Origin of the sequence: Methylobacterium sp. Leaf100, assembly GCF_001422845.1 — a bacterium.
Lineage (GTDB): Bacteria > Pseudomonadota > Alphaproteobacteria > Rhizobiales > Beijerinckiaceae > Methylobacterium.
Window position 1 is genome coordinate 159,858 of the sequence record NZ_LMMW01000034.1, and the last position, 22,408, is coordinate 182,265.

Below are 22,408 nucleotides of genomic sequence, written 5' to 3' on the forward strand. Positions count from 1 at the left end.
ACCAGGATACTTCCCCGACGACGACAGCCGGATCCGTCCCTCGACGTCCGGCCGCGTCCTCGAATGTCGCGAGGCGGCTCCGACGGCGGATCGGCGCGCCGGATGTCGCTCCTCTCCATCATGCGGGCGACGTCTTGGGGTGCCACGTCTTGGGGTGCCACGTCTTGGGGGGCGACGTCTTGGGGGGCGACGCTGGTTGCGTCGGACTCGGGGGCCGGCGATACCATGGGGCGGTGACCGAGGAGCGAACCGATGCGCCGAAGGCCACCGAGCCTCACGTCGTTGGGCTGGCGGTTCAGCCTCTTCACGCTCCTCTACCTCTACCAAGGCGTCGTCGCGGGCTTCGCGCTGACGGCCCTGGTCAACCACTTCGCCACGGCCGGTGCCTCCACGGCGGAGGTCGGCCGGCACCTTGCGATCGTCGGTCTGCCCTGGGTGCTGCAGCCGCTGCTCTGGGGGCCGGTGATCGATCGCGCGACCCCCGCCCGGATGGGGCCTCGCCGCTTCTGGCTCGTCCTGTCTCTGGCCTGCGCGCAGGTGGCTCTCGCGGGCCTTCTCCTGCTCGGCGCGGCCCCGAGCTTGACGGCTGTCAGCGCCGTGCTGTTCCTCCACAGCCTCGCGGCCTCCCTCGCCGATACGGCAACGGACCGCATGATCGCCGGCAGCGTACCGACCGGCGAACTGGGACGCACCAGTGCTGCGACGCGGGCGGGCTTCGTCACCGGCGGTGCGGCGGGGGCTGCGATCTTCGCCTGGCTGCTCGCCGCGAACGGCTTGCCCGCAGCGGCCGGCATGCTCCTCGCCCTGACGACTCCGCTCGCCCTGGTGTCCGTTCTCGTGCGCGAGGCGCCGACCGACCGGCTTCTCTCCCTTCGCCGCGGACCCCCATCGCGGGCGCCGGACCGGGGTCGGGCGTCCGAGGCGGTCGCCTTCGCGCGTCGGCTCCTGACTGCGTTCCGGACGCGCGACGCGGCGACCCTCCTGGCGATGTGCTTCGCGATCGATCTCGGTCTCGCGGTGTTCCAGGTGCCCTTCGCCGTCGCGCTCGTGCAGGTCCACGGCTGGAACGCGGTCGATCTCTCGCGCCTTCAGGCGGGACTGGCTCTCCTCGGCGGGACCCTCGGCGCGGCGGGCCTCGGCACCGCCGTCGACCGCTTCGGGCCGCACCGTGCCCTCCGTGCCCTCCTCGTCGCCTGCGCGGGAGCGTTCGGGATCGCTGGATTGCTGATCGTGGCCGGATTGGAGGCTGCGGCGGGTCCGGTCATCCTCGGGCTGGCGAGCGTGGTGCCGGCCCTGCTCTACGTCGCCCTGCTGCCGACCGTCCTGCTGGCGAGCCGCACCGGACAGGCGTCGGCGACGCAGTTCCAGGTCTACATGGCGGCCCTGAACTTCGGCGACGTCGTCGGTTCGGCGCTGGCCGGCGCGCTCGCCGCGGTGACGGCCCCGACGATCGTCGCCCTCGGCGTCGCGGTCGTGTTCCTGATCTGCGCACGCGTCGCCCCGACCTTCGGCCGGGGGCGGTTCCATCAGGCCGGCGCCGCGTAGATGGGTCCCGCCGAGGCGTGCCGCGATGTCGCCGCATGATCGCTCGACCGAGCGTCCTAGAACATCGCCACGATGGCGACGCCCACGACCATGATCAGAGCCCCGAGGACGCGCCATAGGCTCGCCGGATGAACCTCGAAGCCGACCCAGCCGTAATGGTCGAGCACCAGCGAGGCGACGACGCCCACGGTGACGATGATGCCGAGGAACGAGGCGGCCCCGATGGCCGGGGATGCGTAGAGCTGGGCCAGGATCAGGAGGACGCTGAGGCAGCCGCCCAACCATCCCCACCACGGGACCTGGGCGAGTTGCTGCCCGGACGGAATTTCCAGTTTGCCGAGGGCAAGGCCGCCCACGAGCATCGTCCCCGTGCTCACGAAGAGGATGATGAGCGCGGCCGTGACCGGCATGGCCAGCGACTTCGAGAGAGTTGCGTTCTGGCCGGGTTGGATCGCATTCGCGAGACCGGCGAGGACCGTCAGACCATAGAGATACCACATGCTGTGACAGCGCCTCGGCAGGCCGCCAAGTTTCCCCGTTTTCGCTCCATGCGGCGTTTTGTAAGACCCGTTTGCGCGATCGGGGGGGCGTCCAGGGGCGCTCGAAACGAGCCGCTCCTCCGAGCGGGCGCGCCCGCGGCGGTGGCGGGGCCGGCACTACGGCGACCGGTTCACGCTCGATCACGGCACCGGCGCGGGCGCGTCCGTCCGTGTGCCGCCGACCGGGACGCACGCGATGGTGCGACGGCGAGGAACATCGACGGGCGGCGCGTGGAGACCATCCCCGATTGCCGTCGCGTCCGGGTCCCGCGCCGGCTCGGTGGCGATGGCGTGGAAAGCACCTCCGATCCGCCCGGTGCGCCGACGGGACAGCCTCGGCGGTCGCGATCCGCCGAGACTGTCCCGGCATGCGGCGGGGAGGGGCGGTCGGACCATGCCGAGCCGACGCCGAACACCGCTCCGCTGTGCCGTTGTGCTCCATTGCCCTTAGGTTCGTCTCGGACGGCCACGCACGACCGCTTCCACCGGCCGTTGCCCGGCATGGGCCGGCCTACCCGATCGGGGGACAGCATGACGGACCTTTCGCGAAACAAGGCCACGGTGATCGCCTTCTACGAGCTGATGTTCAACGAAGGCCGGCCGCGCGAGGCCATCGCGCGCTATGCCGGCGACGTGTACATCCAGCACAACCCGCACGTGGCCACCGGCAAGGACGGCTTCATCGCGTATTTCGAGCGCATGGCGCGGGCGTGGCCGGGCAAGCGGGTCACGGTGAAGCGCGCCCTCGCGGAGGGCGATTTCGTCGTGTTGCATTGCCTCCAGCACTGGCCGGGCGACCACGATTACGCCGCCATGGACATCTTCCGCCTCGATGCCTCCGGCCGCATCGTCGAACACTGGGACGTGCTCCAGATCCTGCCCGAAACGTCGGCGCACGAGAACGGGATGTTCTGACGAACGACCCGCCCGAAGAACGACCCGCCCGAAGAACGACCCGCCCGAAGAACGGCCCGCCCGAAGAACGGCCCGCCCGAAGAACGGCGCGGTCCGGGCGGGCCGCCGTGCCGGCTCCCGAGCCGGTCGGGGAAGTTCCCGCGCCGCCGCTGAATTTTTTGTTGCCGATCCGTCTCATGGCGGCGCGCGTACGACAGTGATGGCGAAACATTTCGCGTTGTCGTGACGGTCCGATCCCATCAAGGCTCTCGATTCCTCAAGTCGAACTTTTTCGGCCAGATGTTTTCGGTAGATAGGATCCATATTTACAATTCTCGTCGCGCCGACTGAAGAAATGGCGCCGACGCATATTTTGTTTACCTGATCAACCCAAGAATGAGCCGAACGTCCTCCGGGGCAAAGCCAGGATAACGGCCGTGGGATTCCGGCGCGACGCTTCCGAGGGCGCCGTCGCGACGGGCCGCCCCGCGATCCTCGGTCGAGGGCGATGCGTGGGGGCACGGGGCATCCTGTCGGCCGCCACGATCGATTGGGTTGAGGGTCTACGATGAACATTTCGACCGTCGTCGAAGTCAAGCGGCCGACTTCGTTGAACGAACTCTCGGGCTGGCAAGACGGGTCTTCCTGGCAAGAGGGGGCTTCCTGGCTGGCCGGCGGAACCTGGCTGTTCGCCGAGCCGCAGACTGCCGTCGACACGCTCATCGATCTCGAAAGCCTGGGCTGGGCGCCGCTGACCGCGACGGAATCCGGCCTCGAGATCGCCGCGACCTGCCGGATCGTCGACCTGCACGGGTTCGAGGGTCCGCCGGCCTGGCGCGCGGTGCCGCTGTTCCGGCAGTGCATCGACTCGTTCCTGATGTCGTTCAAGATCTGGAACGCCGCCACCATCGGGGGCAACGTCTGCATGTCGCTGCCCGCCGGCGCGATGATCTCGCTGACCGCCGCCCTCGAAGGGGTCTGCACCCTGTGGCCGCGCGACGGCACGCCCCGCACGGTCACGGTGGCCGAGTTCGTGACCGGCAACCACGCGAACGTGCTCGCCAAGGGCGAACTGCTGCGCAGCATCCACCTGCCCGCCGCGGCGCTCGCGAAGCGCACGGCCATGCGCCAGGTCTCGCTCACCCGCTACGGGCGCTCGGCCGCCCTGATCATCGCCACCGTGGGCGACGACGGCGCCGACTTCCTCCTCACCATCACGGCGGCGACCCCGCGGCCGGTGCAGCTGCGCTTCGCCACCCTTCCCTCCGCCGACGACCTGCGCCGCGCCATCGACGCGCGCCTGGCGCCGGACGCCTACTTCCCCGACGTGCACGGATCGGCGCCCTACAAGCGTCACGTCACGCAGTACCTGGCCGAACAGATCCGTACGGAGCTCGCGTGACCCAGTATTCCATCAACGGCCGCGCCTACGCCGCCGAGCCGGCGCCGGGCCAGTGCCTGCGCACCATGCTGCGCGACCTCGAGGTGTTCGGGGTCAAGAAGGGATGCGATTCCGGCGATTGCGGCGCCTGTACGGTGCACATCGACGGCAAGCCGTTCCATTCCTGCCTCGTCCCGGCCTTCCGGGCCGAGGGACGCGAGGTCACCACCATCGAGGGGCTGGCGCCCTGCGGCGAGCGCCATCCGCTGCAGCAGGCGTTCCACGACGCGCAGGGATTCCAGTGCGGCTTCTGCACCGCCGGCATGATCATGACGGCCGTGACCTTCACGGACGCGCAGAAGGCCGACCTGCCGCACGCCCTCAAGGGCAACCTCTGCCGCTGCACCGGCTACCGCTCGATCAAGGACGCCCTGAACGGGGTGTGCAACATCGAGGCGGACGTCGCCGGCAAGGCCCTCGGGGCGAGCCTGCCCAACCCCTTCACCGACACCATCCTGAACGGCACCGCCCGCTACACCATGGACCTCGCCGTCGAGGACCTGCTGCACCTCAAGGTGCTGCGCTCGCCCCACGCCCACGCGCGCCTCGTGTCCATCGACCGCCAGGCGGCGCTCGCCGTGCCGGGCGTCGTCGCCGTCTACACCTGGGAGGACGTGCCCAAACGCCGGTTCAGCTCGGCCCTGCACGAGGATCACCTCGTCGATCCCGACGACATCCTGCTGCTCGACAACGTCGCCCGCTTCGCCGGCCAGCGCATCGCCGCCGTGGTGGCCGAGACGGAGGCCGCCGCCGAGGCCGGCTGCCGGGCCCTGCGGGTGGACTACGAGGTTCTGCCGGCGGTGTTCGACCCCGTCCTGGCCATGCGGCCCGACGCGCCGGTGCTGCACGACAAGGACGGGCTCACCGCGAGCACCAACATCTTCTGCACCCTCCAGGGTGAGATCGGCGATGTGGCCCGGGGATTCGCCGAGGCCGACGCCGTGCACGAGCAGACCTACTCGACCTCGCGCGTCCAGCACGTGCACCTCGAGACGCACGGCTCCATCGCCTGGAAGGGCGAGGACGGGCGCTGGCATGTCCGCACGAGCTCGCAGGGGCCGTTCGCCGTGCGCCAGAAGCTCGCCTACATCATGGGGATCCCGCACCGCGACCTCCACGTGTTCACGGAGCGGGTCGGCGGCGGGTTCGGCGGCAAGCAGGAGATGGTCTCGGAGGACCTCGTCCTGTTCGCCACGATGAAGCTCGGCCGCCCGGTCAAGTGGGAATGGACCCGCGAGGAGGAGTTCATCGGCGCGACCACGCGCCACCAGATGACCACCCGGGTGAAGATCGGCGCCCGCAAGGACGGGACCCTGACGGCCCTCGACGTCGCGGTGTTCTCCAACACCGGAGCCTATGGCGGCCACGGCAGCGAGACCCTGGCGGCCGCCATGGCGAGCCCGATCGCGGCCTACCGCTGCGCCAACAAGAAGGGCATCGGCCACGCCGTCTACACGAACATGACGCCGGGCGGCGGCTTTCGCGGCTACGGCGCCTCGCAGACCACCTTCGCGGTGGAATGCGCCATCGACGCCCTGGCCCGGCAACTCGGCATCGATCCCTTCACCATGCGGCGCCGGAACGTGGTGCAGCCGGGCGACAACATCGAATCCATCTGGAAGGAGCCGAGCGACGCCAGCTTCGGAAGCCACGGCATCGGCGAGTGCCTCGACATCGTCGAGCGCGAACTCGCCAAGGGCAACGGGGTCGCCAAGCCCGAGGGAGCGGACTGGGAAGAGGGCCGGGGCGTGGCGCTCGCCATGCTCGAATGCGGACCGCCGACCGAGCACCGCTCGGGCGCCGAACTCCACCTCAAGGCCGACGGCACCTACTTCCTCGCCTGCGGCTCGACGGAGATGGGCAACGGCATCACCACGGCGCACAAGCAGATCGCCGCCGCGATCCTGGGGACCCGCGCCGACGATGTCGGCATCATCAACGCCGACACCGACCGCACCCCCTACGACACCGGCACCTTCGCCAGCACCGGCGTCGTGGTCGGCGGCAAGGCGGTCCACCTCACGGCCGAGGCCATGGTCGAGGACATCCTGGACTTCGCCAGCAGGCACACGGGGGTGCCCCTGGAGCAGTGCCGCCTCGACGCCGACGGGGTCGTCTGCGGCAACCAGCGCATCACCCTGGTGGATCTGCACGCGGCGGGCACGAAGGTCGACCACCGCTTCACCGTGAGCCGCCGGGCCTACCTCTCGCCCCGGACCATCGCGTTCAACGTGCAGGGCGTGCGCCTCGCAGTGCACCGCGTCACCGGCGAGATCCGGGTGCTGCACAGCGTCCATGCCGCCGATATCGGCCTGCCGATCAACCCGATGCAGTGCCGGGGCCAGCTCGATGGCGCCGTCTCCATGGGGTACGGCTGGGCGCTCGTGGAGAACATGGTCCACGACGACGCGGGCCGGATGGTCAACGCGCAGCTGCGCAACTGCCGCATCCCGACCTTCGCCGACACCCCGCGCACGGACATCTTCTTCGCCGACACCACGGACCGGATCGGCCCCCTCGGGGCGAAATCGCAAGGGGAGTGCGGCATCAACCCCGTGGCCCCGGCGGTCTCGAACGCGCTGGCCGACGCCACCGGCGTCCGCTTCGCCCACCTGCCGTTCACGCCCGACCGCCTGTTCACGCAGCTCGCCGCCCGATGAGCGACGCGGCCCACAGCGTCAGCATCGTGACGCAGACCTCCGTCCGGCCCGAGAGCGCCGAGGCGTTCGCCCAGTGGCAGGGCGGCACCAGCGCGGTGATCTCGGGGTTTCCCGGCTTCATCGAACAGCGCCTGATGCCGCCCCACCCCCCGCTCCAGGTGGATTGGGTGATCCTGCAGCGCTTCGGCAGCCTCGCCGACGCCAAGGGCTGGCTCGCCTCGCCCGAGCGGCAGGCCCGCATCGTCGGCGCCTCTCCGATGCTGGTGGGGCGCGACGATGTCCACATCGTCACGGACGACGCCAGCGCGGCCCGCACCGCGCCGGCCTCGGCGGTCATCAGCACCCGGGTGAAGCCCGGGATGGAGGCCGCCTACCGCAAGTGGGAGCAGAAGGTCGCCGCCGCGCAGTCGAAGGCCGCCGGCCTGCAGGGCTATCGCTTCGAGCCGGCGGTGCCGGGCGTGCAGGAGGATTACGTCGCGATCCTGCGCTTCGACAGCGATGCCAACCTGAGGGCCTGGCTCGACTCGCCCCAGCGCCGGGAACTGATCGAGGAGGCGGTTCCGCTGACGGCGGAATTCCACACCCGGACGGTGCAGAGCGGGTTCGAGCAGTGGTTCCGCGACGCCACGCCGGAGGGCGCCCCGCCGCCCGCCGCTTGGAAGATGAACATGATCGTCCTCCTGACGCTCTATCCCACGGTGTTCCTGTGGGGCCTGTTCGTCGGAACGCCGTTCCTCGGCCGCGTCCTGAACCTCGATTTCCCCGTCGCCCTGTTCATCGGCAACGTCTTCAGCGTGCTGGTGACGGCGCGGCTGGTGCCCTGGACCGCCAACCGGCTCGGCTGGTGGCTGTCGCCGCCGCCGGAGCGGCGCGCCGACACCGACCGCCGGGGCGCGGCCCTGCTGATCGCCGCCTACGCGATCATGATCCTGGTGTTCTGGAAGGTTCTCTGAGCCGCCCTCAGAGGTGACCGTGTTCACACATCGGGCAGGCAGCGCGGGTCACCTGGTCTTTCGGCGTTTCGCCGGTTCGACCGAACGGACCCGTCGCGAAGACACGTTTGGGAAACTCGCACATGCTCGCGTTCGCGCCTCGCGCCGGCCGCCCGGTCCTGACGGCCCTCGGCTTCTCGGCGGCCCTCCTCGTCGCGGACGCCACCGGGGCGCACCCCATCGGGGCCGCCCGCGCGACCGAGCCCCTAGCGGCAGCCACTGCGCTCGTAGCGCCGCCGTCCCCGCCGGGGTTCTTCAGCTTCTCCGACACCATCGTCAGCTACCGCTTCCAGGGGCCCTCGGCGGAGCCCGGCATCGGCGTGCAGCGCCCCGACGGCACGCCGACGGGCCGGCGGGAGCCCCGCGAGATCCCGAAGAACGTCGTCAACCTGTTCCATACCAACGCGTGGACCTACGGCACCAACCTCGTGTCCCTCGATCTCCTGCGCTCGGGCTCGCAGGACCCGGCCGGCAACGCCTTCGGCAGTTTCCCGGACATCGGCGCGACGGAACTGTACCTGATCTACCGGGGCACCCTGAGCCCGAACCGGATCTTCGACACCGACGTGTTCGCCATTCCGGGCCTCGTCAAGGATATCGGCCTCGCCTTCGGCGTCGACGCCAACGCCAAGAACACCACCTTCAACTCGCAGAAGCGCGCCGGCACCTTCGGCCTCAACTTCGCCTTCGACGTGCCGGCCGGATTCCTCAACCTGAAGGTCCAGGGCTACAAGGAATTCGCCCATAACGGCTTCGCCGCCGGCCGCTTCCGCAGCGTCGAGTTCCAGATGACGCCCGAGTTCGAGCTCACCTACGCGATTCCCCTGCCGTTCACGGGCCTGCCCCTCTCGCTCTCGGGCTTCAACACCATCATCCTGCCCAAGGGCCGCTACGGCCGCACCAACGAGTACGAGACGCAGCTCGAATTCGTATCGCAGACCAATCTGGTCCTCGATGTCGGGCAGCTCGCGGGCGGCCCGGCCCACCGGCTCGAAGTGTTCGCCGGGTTCCAGTACTGGCACAACAAGTTCGGCGCCGACCCCCGGCGGACCATCAACACCGAGGAGAAGGCCCTGATCGCGGGCGTCTCCTACCACCTCCCGTAGTAGAGGCAGCCCGCCGTAGGGACGGTCCGGGCGCCTCCGCCTCAGCTCCGTCCGGCCCGCAGGTCGCCGGGGGCGAGGCCGAAGCGCCGGCGGAACGCGCGATTGAAGGTCGGCACGTCGCCAAAGCCGCACGCATACGCGATGGTGGCGATCTTCAGCCCGTCGTAGCGCGACGCGGCGAGGCGGTGGTGCGCCAGGGCGAGGCGCGCCTCCCGGATGGCCGCCGCGATGCCGTCGGTCTCCGAGAACGCCCGGTAGAGATGGGCGCGGGACACGCCCAGCACCGCCTGGATCTCGTCGGGGCCGAGGGCCGGGTCGTGCAACCGGCGCTCGATATGGGCGCGGGCGAGGGAAACCACCGCCGCGTGCGAGACGGGCACGGTCGACCGGTCGGCCGGGGCGCGGGGGAGGCCGCGCAGCATGTGGAGCACGCCCTCGACGGCGACCTGCGCCTCGCCCTCGGTCATCCACGCGACGGAGCGGGCGAAGCTGCGAAAGCATGCCTCGAACGCCGCGTTGGCGGGTTCGCCCGCGATGCAGAGGCCGGCGAAGCGGTCGACGTCGCCGATCCAGGCCTCGAAGGTCCGGCGCGGCACCGCGAGGCGGATCTCCTCGTAATCGGTCTGGGTGCCGGCGAGGAGGGGACGGCCGCGCGACAGGAAGCTGATGCCGCCGGTCGCGATCCGGGCGCCGCGATCGAGCTGCTCCTGATACCCGATCCCCTCGAGGGCGAGGCCGATCACCACCATCTCGGGGGCACTTCGATCGACATGGCGCGACCCGACCTTCAGGCTCACCGGACTGCTCACCGTATGGGTGAGGGCCCAGTCCGCGGTGCCCACACCGAGGCGCCGGGCCCGGAACGGCCCGCGCGGCTGCACGCGGGAGACGTCGCCGAAGGGCGCCAGGGCGGTGGAGCGCCAGAAATCGAAGGCCCATTTCGATTCGACGTGATCCGTCGTTTCGACCACGCTGGGGACGATCGCCAGTCGAGACACGTTGCAAGCTCCGGTGTCCCGCCGCCGGCCGATCGCGGGTGTTCGGGATGGGATCGCGTAGCACACATTACGCCGGGCGATTTCATCCGGGCGATTTCATCCGGTCGCGAGAGGGGACGACGGTCCCGGCGGCATCGGGCGGTGCGCGGAGCGGGGTTCGTGCGCCGCGCCCACACGGGACATTAACGGCCCCGGTGGTCTTAATCCGGGCGCACGCGACATCCGGCGCTCCGTCGGCCGACCGCGTCCACGGACGCCCCAGGCATGAACCCCTACCTGCTCCTCGCCTTCGCGATCACCGCCGAAGTCACCGCGACCCTCGCCCTGAAGGCCGCCGACGGGCTCACCCGCCCGGTGCCGACGATCATCACGGTGCTGGGCTACGGCACCGCCTTCTGGCTGATGTCGCACAGCATGAACATGCTGCCGATCGGCGTGGTCTACGCGATCTGGGCCGGGGTCGGCATGGTCGGCGCGGCCCTCGGCGGCGCGCTCCTGTTCGGCGAACCGATCACCCTCCCGATGATGGTCGGCATCGGCGTGATCGCCGTCGGCGTCACGATCCTGGCCTCGGGCCAGACCGCACCCCACTGACGAGGGTTCGCAGGAGCCGCCACCGGTTCTGCGCCGAGACCCTGCGTCGTGAGCCTGCGCCGGACCCGGGACCCGAGCGGGTCCGTCGTGGTACCGCCCGTCCGCATCGATAGCGCAGGGGTAGATGCGGCGGGATTCCTCTCCTGGTGATCCTTGCCCTCGTGATCCTTGCCCTCGTGATCCTTGCCCTCGTGATCCTCCCCTTTGCGCTCCTTCCCTTCGCGCTTCTCGCCATCGAAAAGGGTTGCCTTCAGGTGTCTGCGAAACCCGGCCCGCGCGCGCGGCTCCGCCCCCGGCTCGTCGGCGCGGCCCTCGCCCTCGGCCTCCTCGCCGGGGCGGCCTGGGCGGCGACCGCGCTCCTCGCCGTGCCGAACCCCGTCACCCTGGCGGCCCTGGCCGTCGTCGAGCCCTCCGCCGTGGGGACCTGGTTCGCGAGCCGGCCGGTGGCGGCGTCGGCGACACCGCGCATCCTGACGGTCCAGCCCCGCCCGCTGCCCGACCGGGTCCCGTGGAAGGGCGCCCTCGTGCCGCTCGCCACCGTGCTGGAGGCGACGCGGACCAACGCGTTCCTGGTGTCCCAGAACGGCGTCCTCGTCCACGAATGGTACCGGCCGGGCTTCGAGGCGGCGACGCTGTTCCCGTCCTGGTCCGTGGCGAAGTCCGTGGTGTCGCTGCTCGTCGGGCAGGCCATCGCGGGCGGCCGCCTCAAGGAGACCGACCCCGTCTCGACCCTGCTGCCCGACCTGCAGCGGGTGCCTGTCTTCGGCCGCATCACGGTCCGCGACCTCCTCGACATGACGAGCGGCCTCGCGGTGCCGGAGAACTACGACCCCTGGAACCCCCTCGTCGGCACCGCCGGGATGTACCTCACCCGCGACCTGCCGGCCTTCGTCCGCGCGCATGCCGCCCTGTCCTCGAAGCCCGGCAGCAAGGGCGAGTACCGCAGCATCGACACGGAGGTGCTCGGCCTGATCCTCGCCCGGGTGCACGGCAAGCCGCTGGCCGACATCCTGTCGGAGCAGATCTGGACACCCATGGGGGCGGGGGCCGACGCCACCTGGAACCTCGACGCGCAGGGCGGGACCGAGAAGGCGTTCTGCTGCCTCAACGCCGTCGCCCGCGACTTCGTCCGCCTGGGACTGATGGTGGCCGATCGCGGCCGGGTCGGCGCGGTCGACGTCGTTCCGCCGCACTGGATCGAGCGGATCGAGACGCCGGCGCGGCGGGCCGTCGACGGCTGGCCCTACTCGGCCCAGTGGTGGCACGTGCCGGCCGGCGACGACGACATCTCGGCCATCGGGGTCTACGGCCAGTACATCTACATCAACCGCGACACCGGAACGGTGATCGTCAAGCTCAGCGACCATGGCGCCGAGCAGGACGAGGCCGACACCCTCGCGGCGATGCTGTCCCTCGCCCGCGGCCTCGCCCCGCCGCACCGGTGACGCGCGCCCGCGCCTTCCCCCTCGGCTGCCGGGCTCACGGGTCTGCCCGCCGACTCGTTCAGGGGCCGCGCCCGGCCGGCGTGGACCATCACGGCGCTCCCGCTCCACGCGGGCAGGGCGATCGCATCCGAATCGCCGCTATCCCGGGAATCGCCGCTATCCCAGGAATCGCCGCTATCCCAGGAACCGGCGCACGAGGAGCCGGGCGAGGTCGCGCGGGGGTTCGGGGGTCAGCACCGCGAGCTTGCGCGAGGTCGAGAGGGACGCGAGGCCGTGCAGGCCGGCCCACAGGGTCGCCACCGCCTGCCGGCGCTCGTCCTCCTCCGGGATCATCGGCTGCAGCACCCGGTCGACGAGGTCGGTGGTGCGCGCCAGGGCCTGGGCGTACCAGTCGGGAAACGCCGAGTCCGGCGCCAGGCTGTGCTCGAACACCAGACTCCACACCTGCGGGTCCGCTTGCACGAAGGCCAGGTAGGCATCCGCCAGGGCCACCGCGTTGTCGCGCGGCGGCGCATCGGGCGAGATCGCCGTCACCAGGGCATCGTGCAGGCGCTCCAGGGTGCGGGCGTTGACCCGCATCACCACCGTGTCGAGATCGCCCACCGCGTTGTAGATCGAGTTCGGGGCGTAGCCGATCACTGCCGCGAGGCGGCGCATGCCGAGGCCGCGCAGCCCCTCCTGGCGCACCAGCCCCTCGGCGGCCTTGGTGACGAGGCTCTGGAACTCCTCCCGGTTGTGGTCGCCGCGCGGCCCCGTTCCGCGTCGTACCGTCTTGGCCAAGCCCCTGCGCTCCCCGTGTCTGTGTTGGACCCACAAAGGTTAGTCTGGCACAGAACGCCCGCTCAACCGTCGGGTTCAGGGCGGGAGCCGGCAAGGATCGGTGCGTTTTGTAAGGGCTTCCCCCTCAAGACGTACGTCCGCGTCCCGCCCGTGCGCCGGCGCACGGGCGGGACGCGGACGGTCACGGAGCGGATTGCGCGCCCTGATTTTTTGAACGACGTTCAATAAGCACGGGTCGTGGCGGGATTTGACGCTTCGCCGACCGCCGGGCAGTCATGGTGCCGCCAAGGAGACACCCATGTTCCGTACGTTGATGACCACGCGCCGGTTCGCGCCCCTGTTCTGGTGCCAGTTCTTCTCGGCCTTCAACGACAATTTCCTCAAGAACGCCCTCGTGTTCCTGATCCTGTTCAAGGTCGGCGGCACCGGCGAGGGCTCGGGCATGCTCGTCACCCTGGCGGGCGCGGTGTTCATCGGGCCGTTCTTCATCCTGTCGGGCCTCGGCGGCGAGATGGCCGACCGCTACGACAAGGCGCTCATCGCCAAGCGGCTGAAATTCGCCGAGATCTTCGGCGCCGCCGCCGCCGCCGCGGGGTTCTGGCTGCATTCGGTGCCGGTGCTGTTCGTGGCGCTCGGCCTGTTCGGTACCATCGCGGCCCTGTTCGGCCCGATCAAGTACGGCATCCTGCCCGACCACCTGAAGCGCGAGGAGCTCACCGCCGGCAACGCGCTCGTGGAGGCCGCGACCTTCCTCGCCATCCTGCTCGGCACCATCGTGGCCGGCCTCGCCACCGCCATGGGCGGCGACGCCCTCGCGTTCAGCGCCCTCATCATGGTGTTCGCGGTCCTGTGCTGGCTCTCGGCCCGGGCGATCCCCGCCACGGGCGAGGCGGCGCCGGGCCTGCGGGTCGATCCCAACGTGGCGCGCTCCACCGCCGCCCTCCTGCGCGACCTCTGGCGCGACACGCGGATGTGGCGCGGCGCCGTCATCGTGAGCTGGTTCTGGCTCGTCGGCGCCGTGATCCTGGCCCTGCTGCCGGTGCTCGTGCGGACCAGCCTCAACGGCTCCGAGACCGTGGTGACCCTGCTGCTCGCCGTGTTCTCGGTGGGCATCGCGGTGGGCTCCGGCCTCGCCTCGTGGCTGGCGAGCGGGCGCATCGTACTGCTGCCGACCCCCATCGGCGCCCTGCTCATGGGCGTGTTCGCCCTCGATCTGGCCTGGACCGTCGCCCACTTGGCCCCCGTCTCCGGCGCCGTCCTGGGCGCCGGAGACTTCCTCGCCACGGGCACGGGCCTGCGCATCACGGTCGCGTTCGCCGGGCTCGCGGTGGCGGGCGGCCTCTACATCGTGCCGTCCTTCGCCGCCGTGCAGGCCTGGACCGACAAGGACCGGCGCGCCCGGGTCATCGGCGCCGTGAACGTGCTCACCGCCGCCTTCATGGTGGCGGGCGCGCTCGGCCTCGCCGCCCTGCAGGGGGCGGGCTGGTCCATGGCCGCCCTCCTCACCCTCATCGGCGTGCTCAACCTCGTGGCCGGCGTGGTGATCCTCCTCGTCCTGCCCACGAGCCCGTTCCGCGACTTCCTCTCCATCGTGTTCCGGGCGTTCTACCGCCTGGAGGTGCGCGGCCTCGACAACGTCGACAAGGCCGGCCCCAACGCGATCATCGCCCTCAACCACGTCTCGTTCCTCGATGCGCCGCTGGCCCTCTCGCTCCTCGACCGGGAGCCGGTCTTCGCCGTCGATCACGGCATCGCCCAGCGTTGGTGGGTGAAGCCGTTCCTCGCCATGACCAAGGCGATGCCCCTCGACCCGACCCGGCCGCTCGCCACCCGCACCCTGATCAAGGCCGTGCGCGACGGCGAGACCCTGATCATCTTCCCCGAGGGCCGGCTCACGGTCACGGGCAGCCTGATGAAGGTCTACGACGGCGCCGGCCTCATCGCCGACAAGTCCGACGCCATGGTGGTGCCGGTGAAGATCGAGGGACTGGAGAAGACCGCGTTCTCGCGCCTGTCGAAGGATCAGGTGAAGCGCCGCTGGTGGCCGAAGGTCACCGTGACGATCCTGGCCCCGGTCAAGCTCGCCATCGACCCGGACCTGAAGGGCAAGCACCGCCGCCGGGCGGCGGGCGCCGCCCTCTACGACGTGATGTCGGACCTCGTGTTCGAGACCGCCGACATCGACCGCAACGTCATGAGCGCCCTCATCCAGGCCGGCAACGACCACGGCTGGCGCCGCAACGCCCTCGAAGACCCGGTCACCGGCAAGCTCAGCTACGCCCGCCTGGTGATGGGCGCCAACATCCTCGGCCGCAAGCTCATGCCGCTCGCCCCCGAGGGCAGGCCCATCGGGCTGATGCTGCCCAACGCCAACGGCGCGGCGGTGACGTTCTTCGCGCTCGCCAGCGCCGGCCGGGTGCCGGCGATGATCAACTTCTCCGCCGGCCCCGCCAACGTGCTGTCGGCGTGCCGGGCGGCGCAAGTCGAGACGATCCTGACCTCCCGCGCCTTCATCGAGAAGGGCCGCCTCGGCCCCCTCGTCGAGGCGATCCAGGGCTCCGTGAAGCTCGTCTACCTCGAGGACGTGCGCGCCACCGTGACCACGGGCGACAAGATCCGGGGCTTCCTCGCCCCCCGCAAGCCCCTGGTGGCCCGCCGCGGCGACGACCCGGCCGCGATCCTGTTCACGTCGGGCTCGGAGGGCGCGCCTAAGGGCGTGGTGCTGGCCCATCGCTGCATGCTCGCCAACACCGCCCAGGTGGCCGCCCGCATCGATTTCGGGCCGACCGACAAGGTGTTCAACGTGCTGCCGGTGTTCCACGCCTTCGGCCTCACGGCGGGCCTGATCCTGCCCCTCGTCTCCGGGGTCCCGGTCTACCTCTACCCCTCGCCGCTGCATTACCGGATCGTGCCGGAACTCGTGTACGGCTCGAACGCCACGGTCCTGTTCGGCACCGACACCTTCCTCACGGGCTACGCCCGGATGGCCCATTCGTACGACCTGCGCTCCTTGCGCTACATCGTGGCCGGCGCCGAGCCGGTGAAGCAGACGACCCGCAAGACCTATTCCGAAAAATTCGGCCTGCGCATCCTGGAGGGCTACGGCGTCACGGAATGCGGGCCGGTGGTGGCCCTCAACACGCCGATGTTCAACCTCTTCGGCTCCGTCGGCCGCCTGCTGCCCGGCATCCAGTATCGCCTGGAGCCGGTCCCCGGCATCGACGAGGGCGGACGCCTCCACGTGAAGGGGCCGAACATCATGCTCGGCTACCTGCGGGCGGAGAAACCCGGCGTGCTGGAGGCCCCCGTGGACGGCTGGCACGACACCGGCGACATCGTTGCCATCGACGCCATGGGCTTCGTCACCATCAAGGGCCGGGCCAAGCGCTTCGCCAAGATCGGCGGCGAGATGGTGTCGCTCGCCGCCGTCGAGTCCCTCGCCGCCGAGCTCTGGCCCGACACGCCCAGCGCCGTCGCCGCCGTGCCGGATGCCCGCAAGGGCGAGCGCCTGATCCTGTTCACCGAGCAGGCGGACGCCACGCGCGCCGCCTACCTCACCTACGCCAAGTCCCGGGGCGCCACGGAGATCGCGATCCCCGCCGAGGTGGTGGTCGGCAAGGTGCCGATGCTCGGCACCGGCAAGGTTGACGCCGTGAGCGTGAGCCGGATGGCCCGCGAGCGCGCGGGCAGCGACGCCACCGCGGCGGCCTGAGGCCGTCGTCGCCGGTTCGGGCCCCTCGTACGGGCCGGAACCGGCGCCCCCCAGGAGCCCCCCCGGAGCCGCCCGTTGAGCCAAGCCCACGTCGACACCGTCGTGCCCGATGCGGGCCGGCGCGTTCCCACGGGCGAATCCGTCGCCACGGTGGCCCAGCGCCTCGACGGCCTGCCGCTCACCCGGCTCCACGGGGCGATCCTCGCCGTCTGCACCTTCGGCCTGTTCACGGACATCGCCGAAGTCGCCCTGAGCAACGCGCTCGCGGCGATCTTCAGCGCGCCGCCCCACGACATGCCGCGCGGCGGCCTCGCCCTGCTCCTGGCGTCGGTCTTCGCCGGCGGGGCGGTGGGCGCGCCCGTGTTCGGCCTGCTCGGCGACCGGATCGGGCGTCGGCGCGCCCTCCAGGCCTCGCTCGCGCTGATGGCCGTGGGGTCGCTCGCCGCCGCCCTCAGCCCCGGCCCCGCGTCGCTCACCCTGGCGCGCGCCCTGTCGGGCTTCGCCATCGGCGGCTTCCCGCCCCTCGCCGCCACCTACCTCACCGACGTGATGCCGCCGCGCCGGCGCGGGGCGATGCTGCTGGTCTGCACCGGCCTCGGTTCCCTCGGCGGTGCCGCCGTCCTCGGGCTGGTCTACGCCCTGGCGCCGGAGCCTCCCCTCGGCGTCGAGCCCTGGCGGTGGGCGCTCGGCCTCGGCGCGGTCCTGGCGCTCCTCGGGGCCGGGCTGTTCGGGCTGATGCCGGAATCGCCGCGCTGGCTCGCCCTGGTCGGCCGCAGGGCGGAGGCCGACCACGCCTGCCGGCGCTTCGAGCGCGCGGCCCGGATCATGCCGCCGCCCGTGGCGGACGGGGCCGGACCGGCACCGGCGCCTCCCGTGCGGGCGGGGTTCGCCGTGCTCCTGGCCGACCCCGGCCACCGGCGCAGGACCGGCCGGTTCCTGGCCCTCTACGCCATCGCCCCCTGGGCGACCCTAGGGTTTCCCCTGCTCAGCACGGTGGTGATGTTGCAGAAGGGGTTCCGGATCCACGAATCCCTCGTCTTCGGTGCCCTGTCGCTCCTGGGGCCGCCCCTCGGCACCACCCTCACGGCCCTCGTCGTCGACCGCCTGGAGCGGCGCGCCTGCCTCGTCGCCCTGGCGGCCGCCATGGCGGCCTTCGGCACGGTCTTCGCCGGGGCGAGCACCTTCCCGGTCCTGGTGGGGGCCGGCATCGCGTTCAACACCGCCGCGTCGATCTACGGCGGCATCCTGGCGATCTACGCGACGGAACTCCTGCCGACGCCCGTGCGGGCCACGGCCCTCGCCTGTGCCTGGGCCGGGGGGCGGGGCTCGGCCGCCCTGGCGCCCATCGTCCTGCTGCCGATCCTGGCGGCCTTCGGGGCCCACGCCATGTTCGGCGCGATCACCCTCGCCCTGGCGCTCAGCGGCCTGCTGCTGCTGCGCGGGCCGGGTGGCCTGTCCGGCCGGGCGGTGACCTGAGCGGGCCGAAGCGCCGGCGCGAACCCACCGTGTTCGGCGCGACCCCGCCGCGTCCGGCGGGGCCTCGGGGATTCACCAGCCGTTGGCGTCTTTGCCCTAAGGGTCGATCCGGTGACGCGTCGCGCGGCCGGTTGGGAGACGAACATGCTCTTGGGGCTCTGGCTCGATCAGCCGATGTGGCTGATGGTGGGCCTGATCATCCTGTTCTTCGTGATTGTCTCGGGGATCATGATCGCGATCACCGCCCTGCCGTTCACCCGGCCGACGTTCCTGCGCGTCGTCGACGGGGTCGTGCCGGCCTTCTTCAGCTCGATCAGCATCCTGCTCGCCCTGCTCACCGGCTTCGTCGCCAACGACGCCTGGGAGCGCCAGAAGCAGGGCGCCCACGTGGTGGAGAAGGAGCGCGCGAACCTCATCGCGGCCTTCGACCTCAGCATCGAGACAGCCTCGAACATGGCCGGCATCCGCCAGGCGCTGCTCACCTACACCGAGCGGGTCATCGACGACGAGTGGGCGAAGATGGCGAATGGCGGCCAGAGTTCGGAATCCGCCGGCGCGGCCTTGAGCGGCCTCATGCGGATCCTCGCCGATCCCGCTCTCACGAGCGAGGCGGGAGCCGTCGCCCACACGGCCCTGATGACCGTGGCCATGACCCTGCGCGACGCGCGCGGCGAGCGCCTGGCCCTAAGCGCCTCCAAGGAGGACGATTCGAAGTGGCTGACCCTGCTCTTCCTCGCCGCCCTCACCCTGGTGTCCATCGGGATGGTGCACGGCGACAAGCACCGCGCGCAGGTCCTGACGCTGTTCCTGTTCTCGGCGGCGATGGTCGTCACCCTGTGCGTGATCGCCCTGCACGAACGTCCGTTCGACGGACCCCTGGCCATCGGGCCCGGGGCGCTCGAGCGGGCCAGGCAGGTGATGCTCGCGCACCAGGCCGGCCAGATCGGCGGCCTCGCCCCGGCGCCGCTCCCCGGGAGCGGCGGCCAGCCGGTGCCGCGTTGACCGTCGTGTTCCGAACCTGCGCGTCCCGAACCTGCGCGTCCCCAACCCCCGCGCGCCAGATCGGCGCGCCCACGCCGACACCGGCGGAGATGGGACAGGGTGGACAACACTCCCGCTTGCCCGGACAAGATCCCGGCAGGACATCATTCCGTCGGCGCGGGACACCGGCGGCCGCGACCCCTTCGCCGAGGGATCCGTCGCTGCGGTGTTTCTTTCGTGCGTCGCGGCGGCGTTCCTTTGCTGCGTCGCGGCGGCGTGTCCTTCGTCCGTCACGTCCGGTGGCCGGCGCGCCCGGGGGAGTGTTCGCGTGACCCACCCGTCGAATCCGAGCCGCCGGAGCGAGGCCGCGCCCGGCCCGGCCCCCCTCAGCCCGCCGCCCCTCAGCCCAAAGGAGCAGGGCCTCCTGGGCCTCGCCGCGGGGGCCCCCGCCGCCGCGGGTGTTCCGGCGGGCCGGTCCGGGGCCTGGACGCCGCGGGCCCTCCCGCTCTGGCTGCTGCTGGTCGGACGCGAGGCGGTCCACCGGCGCTGGAGGTTCGTCGCCGGCGTTGGGCTGGTGTGGACCGGGCTCGGCGGCGCCCTGGTGATCGATGCCCTCGACGGCGCCACCCACGTCCCCGATCGCTGGTTCGGCCTGCTCCTCGTGGTCGAGGCGGTGACTTCCCTCGTGCGCGGCCTCGTCGCCACCGGGGCCGCGCGCCGCCTGCGCCTGCTCAAGGCCGGCATGCTCCTCGTGGTGGCGGTGCTGACGATGCTGGCCTCGGCCTCGAGCACCTTCCTCCTCGCGATGCTGTTCGGCACCGCCTTCCTGTTCGACGGCCTGTCGCGGATCGTCCTCGCGCACGTCCTGCGCTTTCCCGGCTGGCGCTGGTCGGTGGCGTACGGGGGCCTCGGCGCGGTCCTCGGACTCCTGACCCTGCAGCCCTACCCGACCTGGTACGCCGGCACCGTCGGCTTCAGCATCGGCGCCTTCCTGGTGCTGTCCGGGATCAAGGTCACCGTCCTCGGCCTGCGCCTGCGCCGTCCGCCGGACACCCTCGGGGCCGCCGCGTCGGGGGCGGGCTCCGACACGCTCACGGTCCATGTCTGGACGCCGACCGGAACGGCGACGATCCCGGCCCGGCAACGCCTCGTCCACCGCTACGTCGTCTCGGTGAACGGGGTCGGGCACGTCTCCACCGGCCACGCCGCCCTGGAACTCGCGGGCGCGCCCGAGGAAAGCCCCCTCTATCTCAGCCACTATCCCGCCGTGGAGATCGACCGCTCGCCCGACAACCTGCGGGCGATCCTGCGCGCCGGCCCCGAGAACGACGTGCCGGGCCGCTTCCTGCCGAGCTACCGCGCGGAGGCGGACGATTGGTGCGAGGCGACCGTGACGGTCACCCTCCAGGGGGTCGACGGGGCCCGCCTGCGCGCGTTCTGGGACGGGTATCGCCGGGACGCCACCTACAATCTCGTCGGCCGGAACTGCTCGACGGGGGTCGCCAACGCCCTCGACGCCGCCGTCGAGGGCAGCTTCGCCCGCGACGGCACCCCGTGGCGCCGGCTGGCCCGGGCGGTGCTGAGCCCGGAATTCTGGGCGGCCGCCCTCATGCGCAACGGCGCCTGCGCGATGACGTGGACCCCCGGACTCGTGCTGGACTACGCCCGCGCCCTCAGCGCCCTCATCGATCCGGTCTCGCCGGTGCCGGCCATCCGCTGGCAGGGGGTCCGGCGGCGCCTGCTGCGCAACTGGCGGGCCGAGACCGTTGCGCGCAAGCGCGGACTGGTGGCCAGGACCGAGCCGGCCACCCGCGCGGCCTGAGGCGGTGGCCGCCGCGACCCGCGACCGATCCGATCCCCCGGACGCCGCGTGGGTCCCGGCGCGGTGCCGGCACCCTCAGCCGATGGCCCCGGCCGCGCGCAGGGCCGCCAGGGCCGGGGCGTCGAGGCCGAGCCAGTCAGCCAGCACCGCCCCGGTGTGTTCCCCCAGGGACGGGGGCGGACTCGCATAGGTGACGGGCGTGCCCGAGAGGTTGAGGGGGTTCGCCACCAGCGCCACGGTGCCGGCCCGGGGATGGGGGAGATCGACGCGCAGGCCGCGGGCGATCACCTGGGGATCGGCGAACACGTCCGCCAGGGTGTTCACCGGCCCGCACGGCACGCCGACGCGCTCCAGGGCCGCCACCCATGCGGCGGTGCTCCGCTGCCGGGTCGCGGCCCCCATGAGGGGCACCAGCAGGGTGCGGTGTTCCACCCGCGCCCGGTTGGTGGAAAAGCGCGGGTCCGTGCCCCATTCGGGAAAGCCCAGCACCGCGCAGGCCCGCGCGAACTGCCCGTCGTTGCCCACCGCCAGGATCATGGCGCCGTCCTGCGTCGGGAAGTCCTGATAGGGCACGATGTTGGGATGCGCGTTGCCGAGTCGCCCCGGCGCCACCCCGGTGGTGAGGTAGTTCATCGCCTGGTTGGCGAGGCTCGCCACCTGGGTGTCGAGGAGGGCGAGGTCGATGTGCTGGCCCGTGCCCGTGCGGGCGCGGGCGGCGAGCGCCGCCAGGATGCCGATGGTGGCGTAGAGGCCGGTCACGATGTCGGTGATGGCGACGCCGGCCTTCTGCGGTCCGGCGCCCTCCGCGTCCCCCGGTGCGCCCGTGATGCTCATGAGCCCGCCCATGGCCTGGATCAGGAAATCGTAGCCGGCCCGCGCCGCATACGGGCCGGTCTGGCCGAAGCCCGTGATGGAGCAGACGACGAGGCGCGGGTTCAGGGCCCTGAGGGCGGCGTGGTCGAGGCCGTACTGCGCCAGGCCCCCGACCTTAAAGTTCTCGATGAGCACGTCGGCGTGCGACGCCAGCGCCCGGATCAGGTCCTGGCCCTCCGGCGTGGCGATGTCGACGGCCACGGATTTCTTGTTGCGGTTGGCGCAGAGGTAATAGGCGGCGACATCGGTCTCGCGGCCCTCCGCGTCGCGCAGGTAGGGCGGCCCCCAGCGGCGGGTGTCGTCGCCCTCGCCCGGCCGCTCGACCTTGACCACCTCGGCCCCGAGGTCGCCCAGGACCTGACCGGCAAAGGGACCAGCCAGGATGCGCGACAGGTCGAGGACCCGAAGCCCCGCGAGCGCCCCGCCGGGGGCCGGAATGCTGGTCATGTGCGTCGCCCCGCGCGCCGGTGTCGTCGAGGGGGCGCGCCGGCCCCCGAACGGAGGCTCGCCGGAGCCCCGAAAGCGCACCGACCGTAGCGAAGTTTCGCGC

At 71.5% G+C, this 22,408-nt stretch carries 16 protein-coding genes; 12 read left to right on the forward strand and 4 right to left on the reverse strand.

All coding sequences use genetic code 11. The features are described from left to right. Positions 1 to 252 precede the first annotated feature (252 nt). On the forward strand, positions 253 to 1,545 hold the full coding sequence (locus tag ASF25_RS15410) for an MFS transporter (protein WP_082502784.1): 1,293 nt from the start codon (positions 253 to 255) through the stop codon (positions 1,543 to 1,545). 56 nt (positions 1,546 to 1,601) lie between these two features. On the opposite strand, the gene ASF25_RS15415 is transcribed toward ASF25_RS15410, so the two are convergent. Further along, a complete protein-coding gene (locus ASF25_RS15415; protein ID WP_056176846.1) occupies positions 1,602 to 2,045 on the reverse strand; it encodes a DMT family transporter in 444 nt (147 codons plus the stop codon). A gap of 570 nt (positions 2,046 to 2,615) precedes the next feature. Here ASF25_RS15415 and ASF25_RS15420 point away from each other — a divergent pair. From ASF25_RS15420 to ASF25_RS15440, 5 genes are all read left to right on the forward strand, one after another. Next, positions 2,616 to 2,999: a nuclear transport factor 2 family protein gene (locus ASF25_RS15420; protein WP_056305645.1), complete on the forward strand. Its 384-nt coding sequence runs from the start codon at positions 2,616 to 2,618 to the stop codon at positions 2,997 to 2,999. Positions 3,000 to 3,546: 547 nt separating this feature from the next. Then, positions 3,547 to 4,380: an FAD binding domain-containing protein gene (locus tag ASF25_RS15425; RefSeq protein ID WP_056176852.1), complete on the forward strand. Its 834-nt coding sequence runs from the start codon at positions 3,547 to 3,549 to the stop codon at positions 4,378 to 4,380. Continuing rightward, positions 4,377 to 7,079 carry a molybdopterin cofactor-binding domain-containing protein gene (locus ASF25_RS15430; protein ID WP_056305647.1) on the forward strand — a complete coding sequence of 901 codons (2,703 nt, stop codon included), beginning with the start codon at positions 4,377 to 4,379 and terminating at the stop codon, positions 7,077 to 7,079. Before ASF25_RS15425 ends, ASF25_RS15430 begins: the two co-directional genes overlap by 4 nt. Then, the gene (locus ASF25_RS15435; RefSeq protein WP_056268177.1) at positions 7,076 to 8,032 is read left to right on the forward strand and encodes an antibiotic biosynthesis monooxygenase; all 957 of its coding nucleotides are present in this window, start codon (positions 7,076 to 7,078) and stop codon (positions 8,030 to 8,032) included. The genes ASF25_RS15430 and ASF25_RS15435 overlap by 4 nt, the downstream gene beginning before the upstream one ends. Positions 8,033 to 8,154: 122 nt before the next feature. Further along, positions 8,155 to 9,177, forward strand: a complete 1,023-nt coding sequence (locus tag ASF25_RS15440; protein WP_056305649.1) for a hypothetical protein — start codon at positions 8,155 to 8,157, stop codon at positions 9,175 to 9,177. Between the two features lie 41 nt (positions 9,178 to 9,218). Here the strand turns inward: ASF25_RS15440 and ASF25_RS15445 are convergent, their stop codons facing one another. Continuing rightward, a complete protein-coding gene (locus ASF25_RS15445; protein ID WP_056305651.1) occupies positions 9,219 to 10,175 on the reverse strand; it encodes a helix-turn-helix domain-containing protein in 957 nt (318 codons plus the stop codon). A 264-nt stretch (positions 10,176 to 10,439) separates the two neighbouring features. On the opposite strand from ASF25_RS15445, the gene ASF25_RS15450 reads away from it, so the two are divergent. Both ASF25_RS15450 and ASF25_RS15455 read left to right on the forward strand, forming a co-directional pair. Further along, positions 10,440 to 10,769: a multidrug efflux SMR transporter gene (locus ASF25_RS15450; RefSeq protein WP_056176867.1), complete on the forward strand. Its 330-nt coding sequence runs from the start codon at positions 10,440 to 10,442 to the stop codon at positions 10,767 to 10,769. A gap of 146 nt (positions 10,770 to 10,915) precedes the next feature. Then, complete coding sequence (locus tag ASF25_RS15455; RefSeq protein WP_244473044.1) at positions 10,916 to 12,214, forward strand: serine hydrolase; 1,299 nt, start codon at positions 10,916 to 10,918, stop codon at positions 12,212 to 12,214. 174 nt (positions 12,215 to 12,388) lie between these two features. Here ASF25_RS15455 and ASF25_RS15460 read toward each other — a convergent pair whose 3' ends face one another. Then, complete coding sequence (locus ASF25_RS15460) at positions 12,389 to 12,901, reverse strand: TetR-like C-terminal domain-containing protein (RefSeq protein WP_056177026.1); 513 nt, start codon at positions 12,899 to 12,901, stop codon at positions 12,389 to 12,391. A 391-nt stretch (positions 12,902 to 13,292) separates the two neighbouring features. Between ASF25_RS15460 and ASF25_RS15465 the strand changes: the two genes are divergently transcribed. The 4 genes from ASF25_RS15465 to ASF25_RS15480 all read left to right on the forward strand — a co-directional run bounded on the left by ASF25_RS15465 (position 13,293) and on the right by ASF25_RS15480 (position 20,985). After that, a complete protein-coding gene (locus tag ASF25_RS15465; RefSeq protein ID WP_056305653.1) occupies positions 13,293 to 16,706 on the forward strand; it encodes an acyl-[ACP]--phospholipid O-acyltransferase in 3,414 nt (1,137 codons plus the stop codon). 75 nt (positions 16,707 to 16,781) lie between these two features. Then, complete coding sequence (locus ASF25_RS15470; protein WP_244473045.1) at positions 16,782 to 18,182, forward strand: MFS transporter; 1,401 nt, start codon at positions 16,782 to 16,784, stop codon at positions 18,180 to 18,182. Between the two features lie 144 nt (positions 18,183 to 18,326). Next, complete coding sequence (locus ASF25_RS15475; RefSeq protein ID WP_056305732.1) at positions 18,327 to 19,184, forward strand: DUF4239 domain-containing protein; 858 nt, start codon at positions 18,327 to 18,329, stop codon at positions 19,182 to 19,184. Positions 19,185 to 19,491: 307 nt separating this feature from the next. Next, positions 19,492 to 20,985, forward strand: coding sequence for a DUF4105 domain-containing protein (locus tag ASF25_RS15480; protein WP_244473046.1), 1,494 nt, complete (start codon positions 19,492 to 19,494; stop codon positions 20,983 to 20,985). Positions 20,986 to 21,060: 75 nt separating this feature from the next. Here ASF25_RS15480 and ASF25_RS15485 read toward each other — a convergent pair whose 3' ends face one another. Continuing rightward, a complete protein-coding gene (locus ASF25_RS15485) occupies positions 21,061 to 22,305 on the reverse strand; it encodes a CaiB/BaiF CoA-transferase family protein (protein ID WP_056305655.1) in 1,245 nt (414 codons plus the stop codon). Between the last annotated feature and the right edge of the window lie 103 nt (positions 22,306 to 22,408).

What these genes read in the sequence shown, in the direction of transcription:
- ASF25_RS15475 (WP_056305732.1), top strand. Translation starts at nt 18,327, where the DNA reads ATGCTCTTGGGGCTCTGGCTCGATCAGCCGATGTGGCTGATGGTGGGC.
- ASF25_RS15420 (WP_056305645.1), top strand. Translation starts at nt 2,616, where the DNA reads ATGACGGACCTTTCGCGAAACAAGGCCACGGTGATCGCCTTCTACGAG.
- ASF25_RS15415 (WP_056176846.1), bottom strand. Translation starts at nt 2,045, where the DNA reads ATGTGGTATCTCTATGGTCTGACGGTCCTCGCCGGTCTCGCGAATGCG.
- ASF25_RS15410 (WP_082502784.1), top strand. Translation starts at nt 253, where the DNA reads ATGCGCCGAAGGCCACCGAGCCTCACGTCGTTGGGCTGGCGGTTCAGC.
- ASF25_RS15435 (WP_056268177.1), top strand. Translation starts at nt 7,076, where the DNA reads ATGAGCGACGCGGCCCACAGCGTCAGCATCGTGACGCAGACCTCCGTC.
- ASF25_RS15465 (WP_056305653.1), top strand. Translation starts at nt 13,293, where the DNA reads ATGTTCCGTACGTTGATGACCACGCGCCGGTTCGCGCCCCTGTTCTGG.
- ASF25_RS15450 (WP_056176867.1), top strand. Translation starts at nt 10,440, where the DNA reads ATGAACCCCTACCTGCTCCTCGCCTTCGCGATCACCGCCGAAGTCACC.
- ASF25_RS15485 (WP_056305655.1), bottom strand. Translation starts at nt 22,305, where the DNA reads ATGACCAGCATTCCGGCCCCCGGCGGGGCGCTCGCGGGGCTTCGGGTC.
- ASF25_RS15425 (WP_056176852.1), top strand. Translation starts at nt 3,547, where the DNA reads ATGAACATTTCGACCGTCGTCGAAGTCAAGCGGCCGACTTCGTTGAAC.
- ASF25_RS15440 (WP_056305649.1), top strand. Translation starts at nt 8,155, where the DNA reads ATGCTCGCGTTCGCGCCTCGCGCCGGCCGCCCGGTCCTGACGGCCCTC.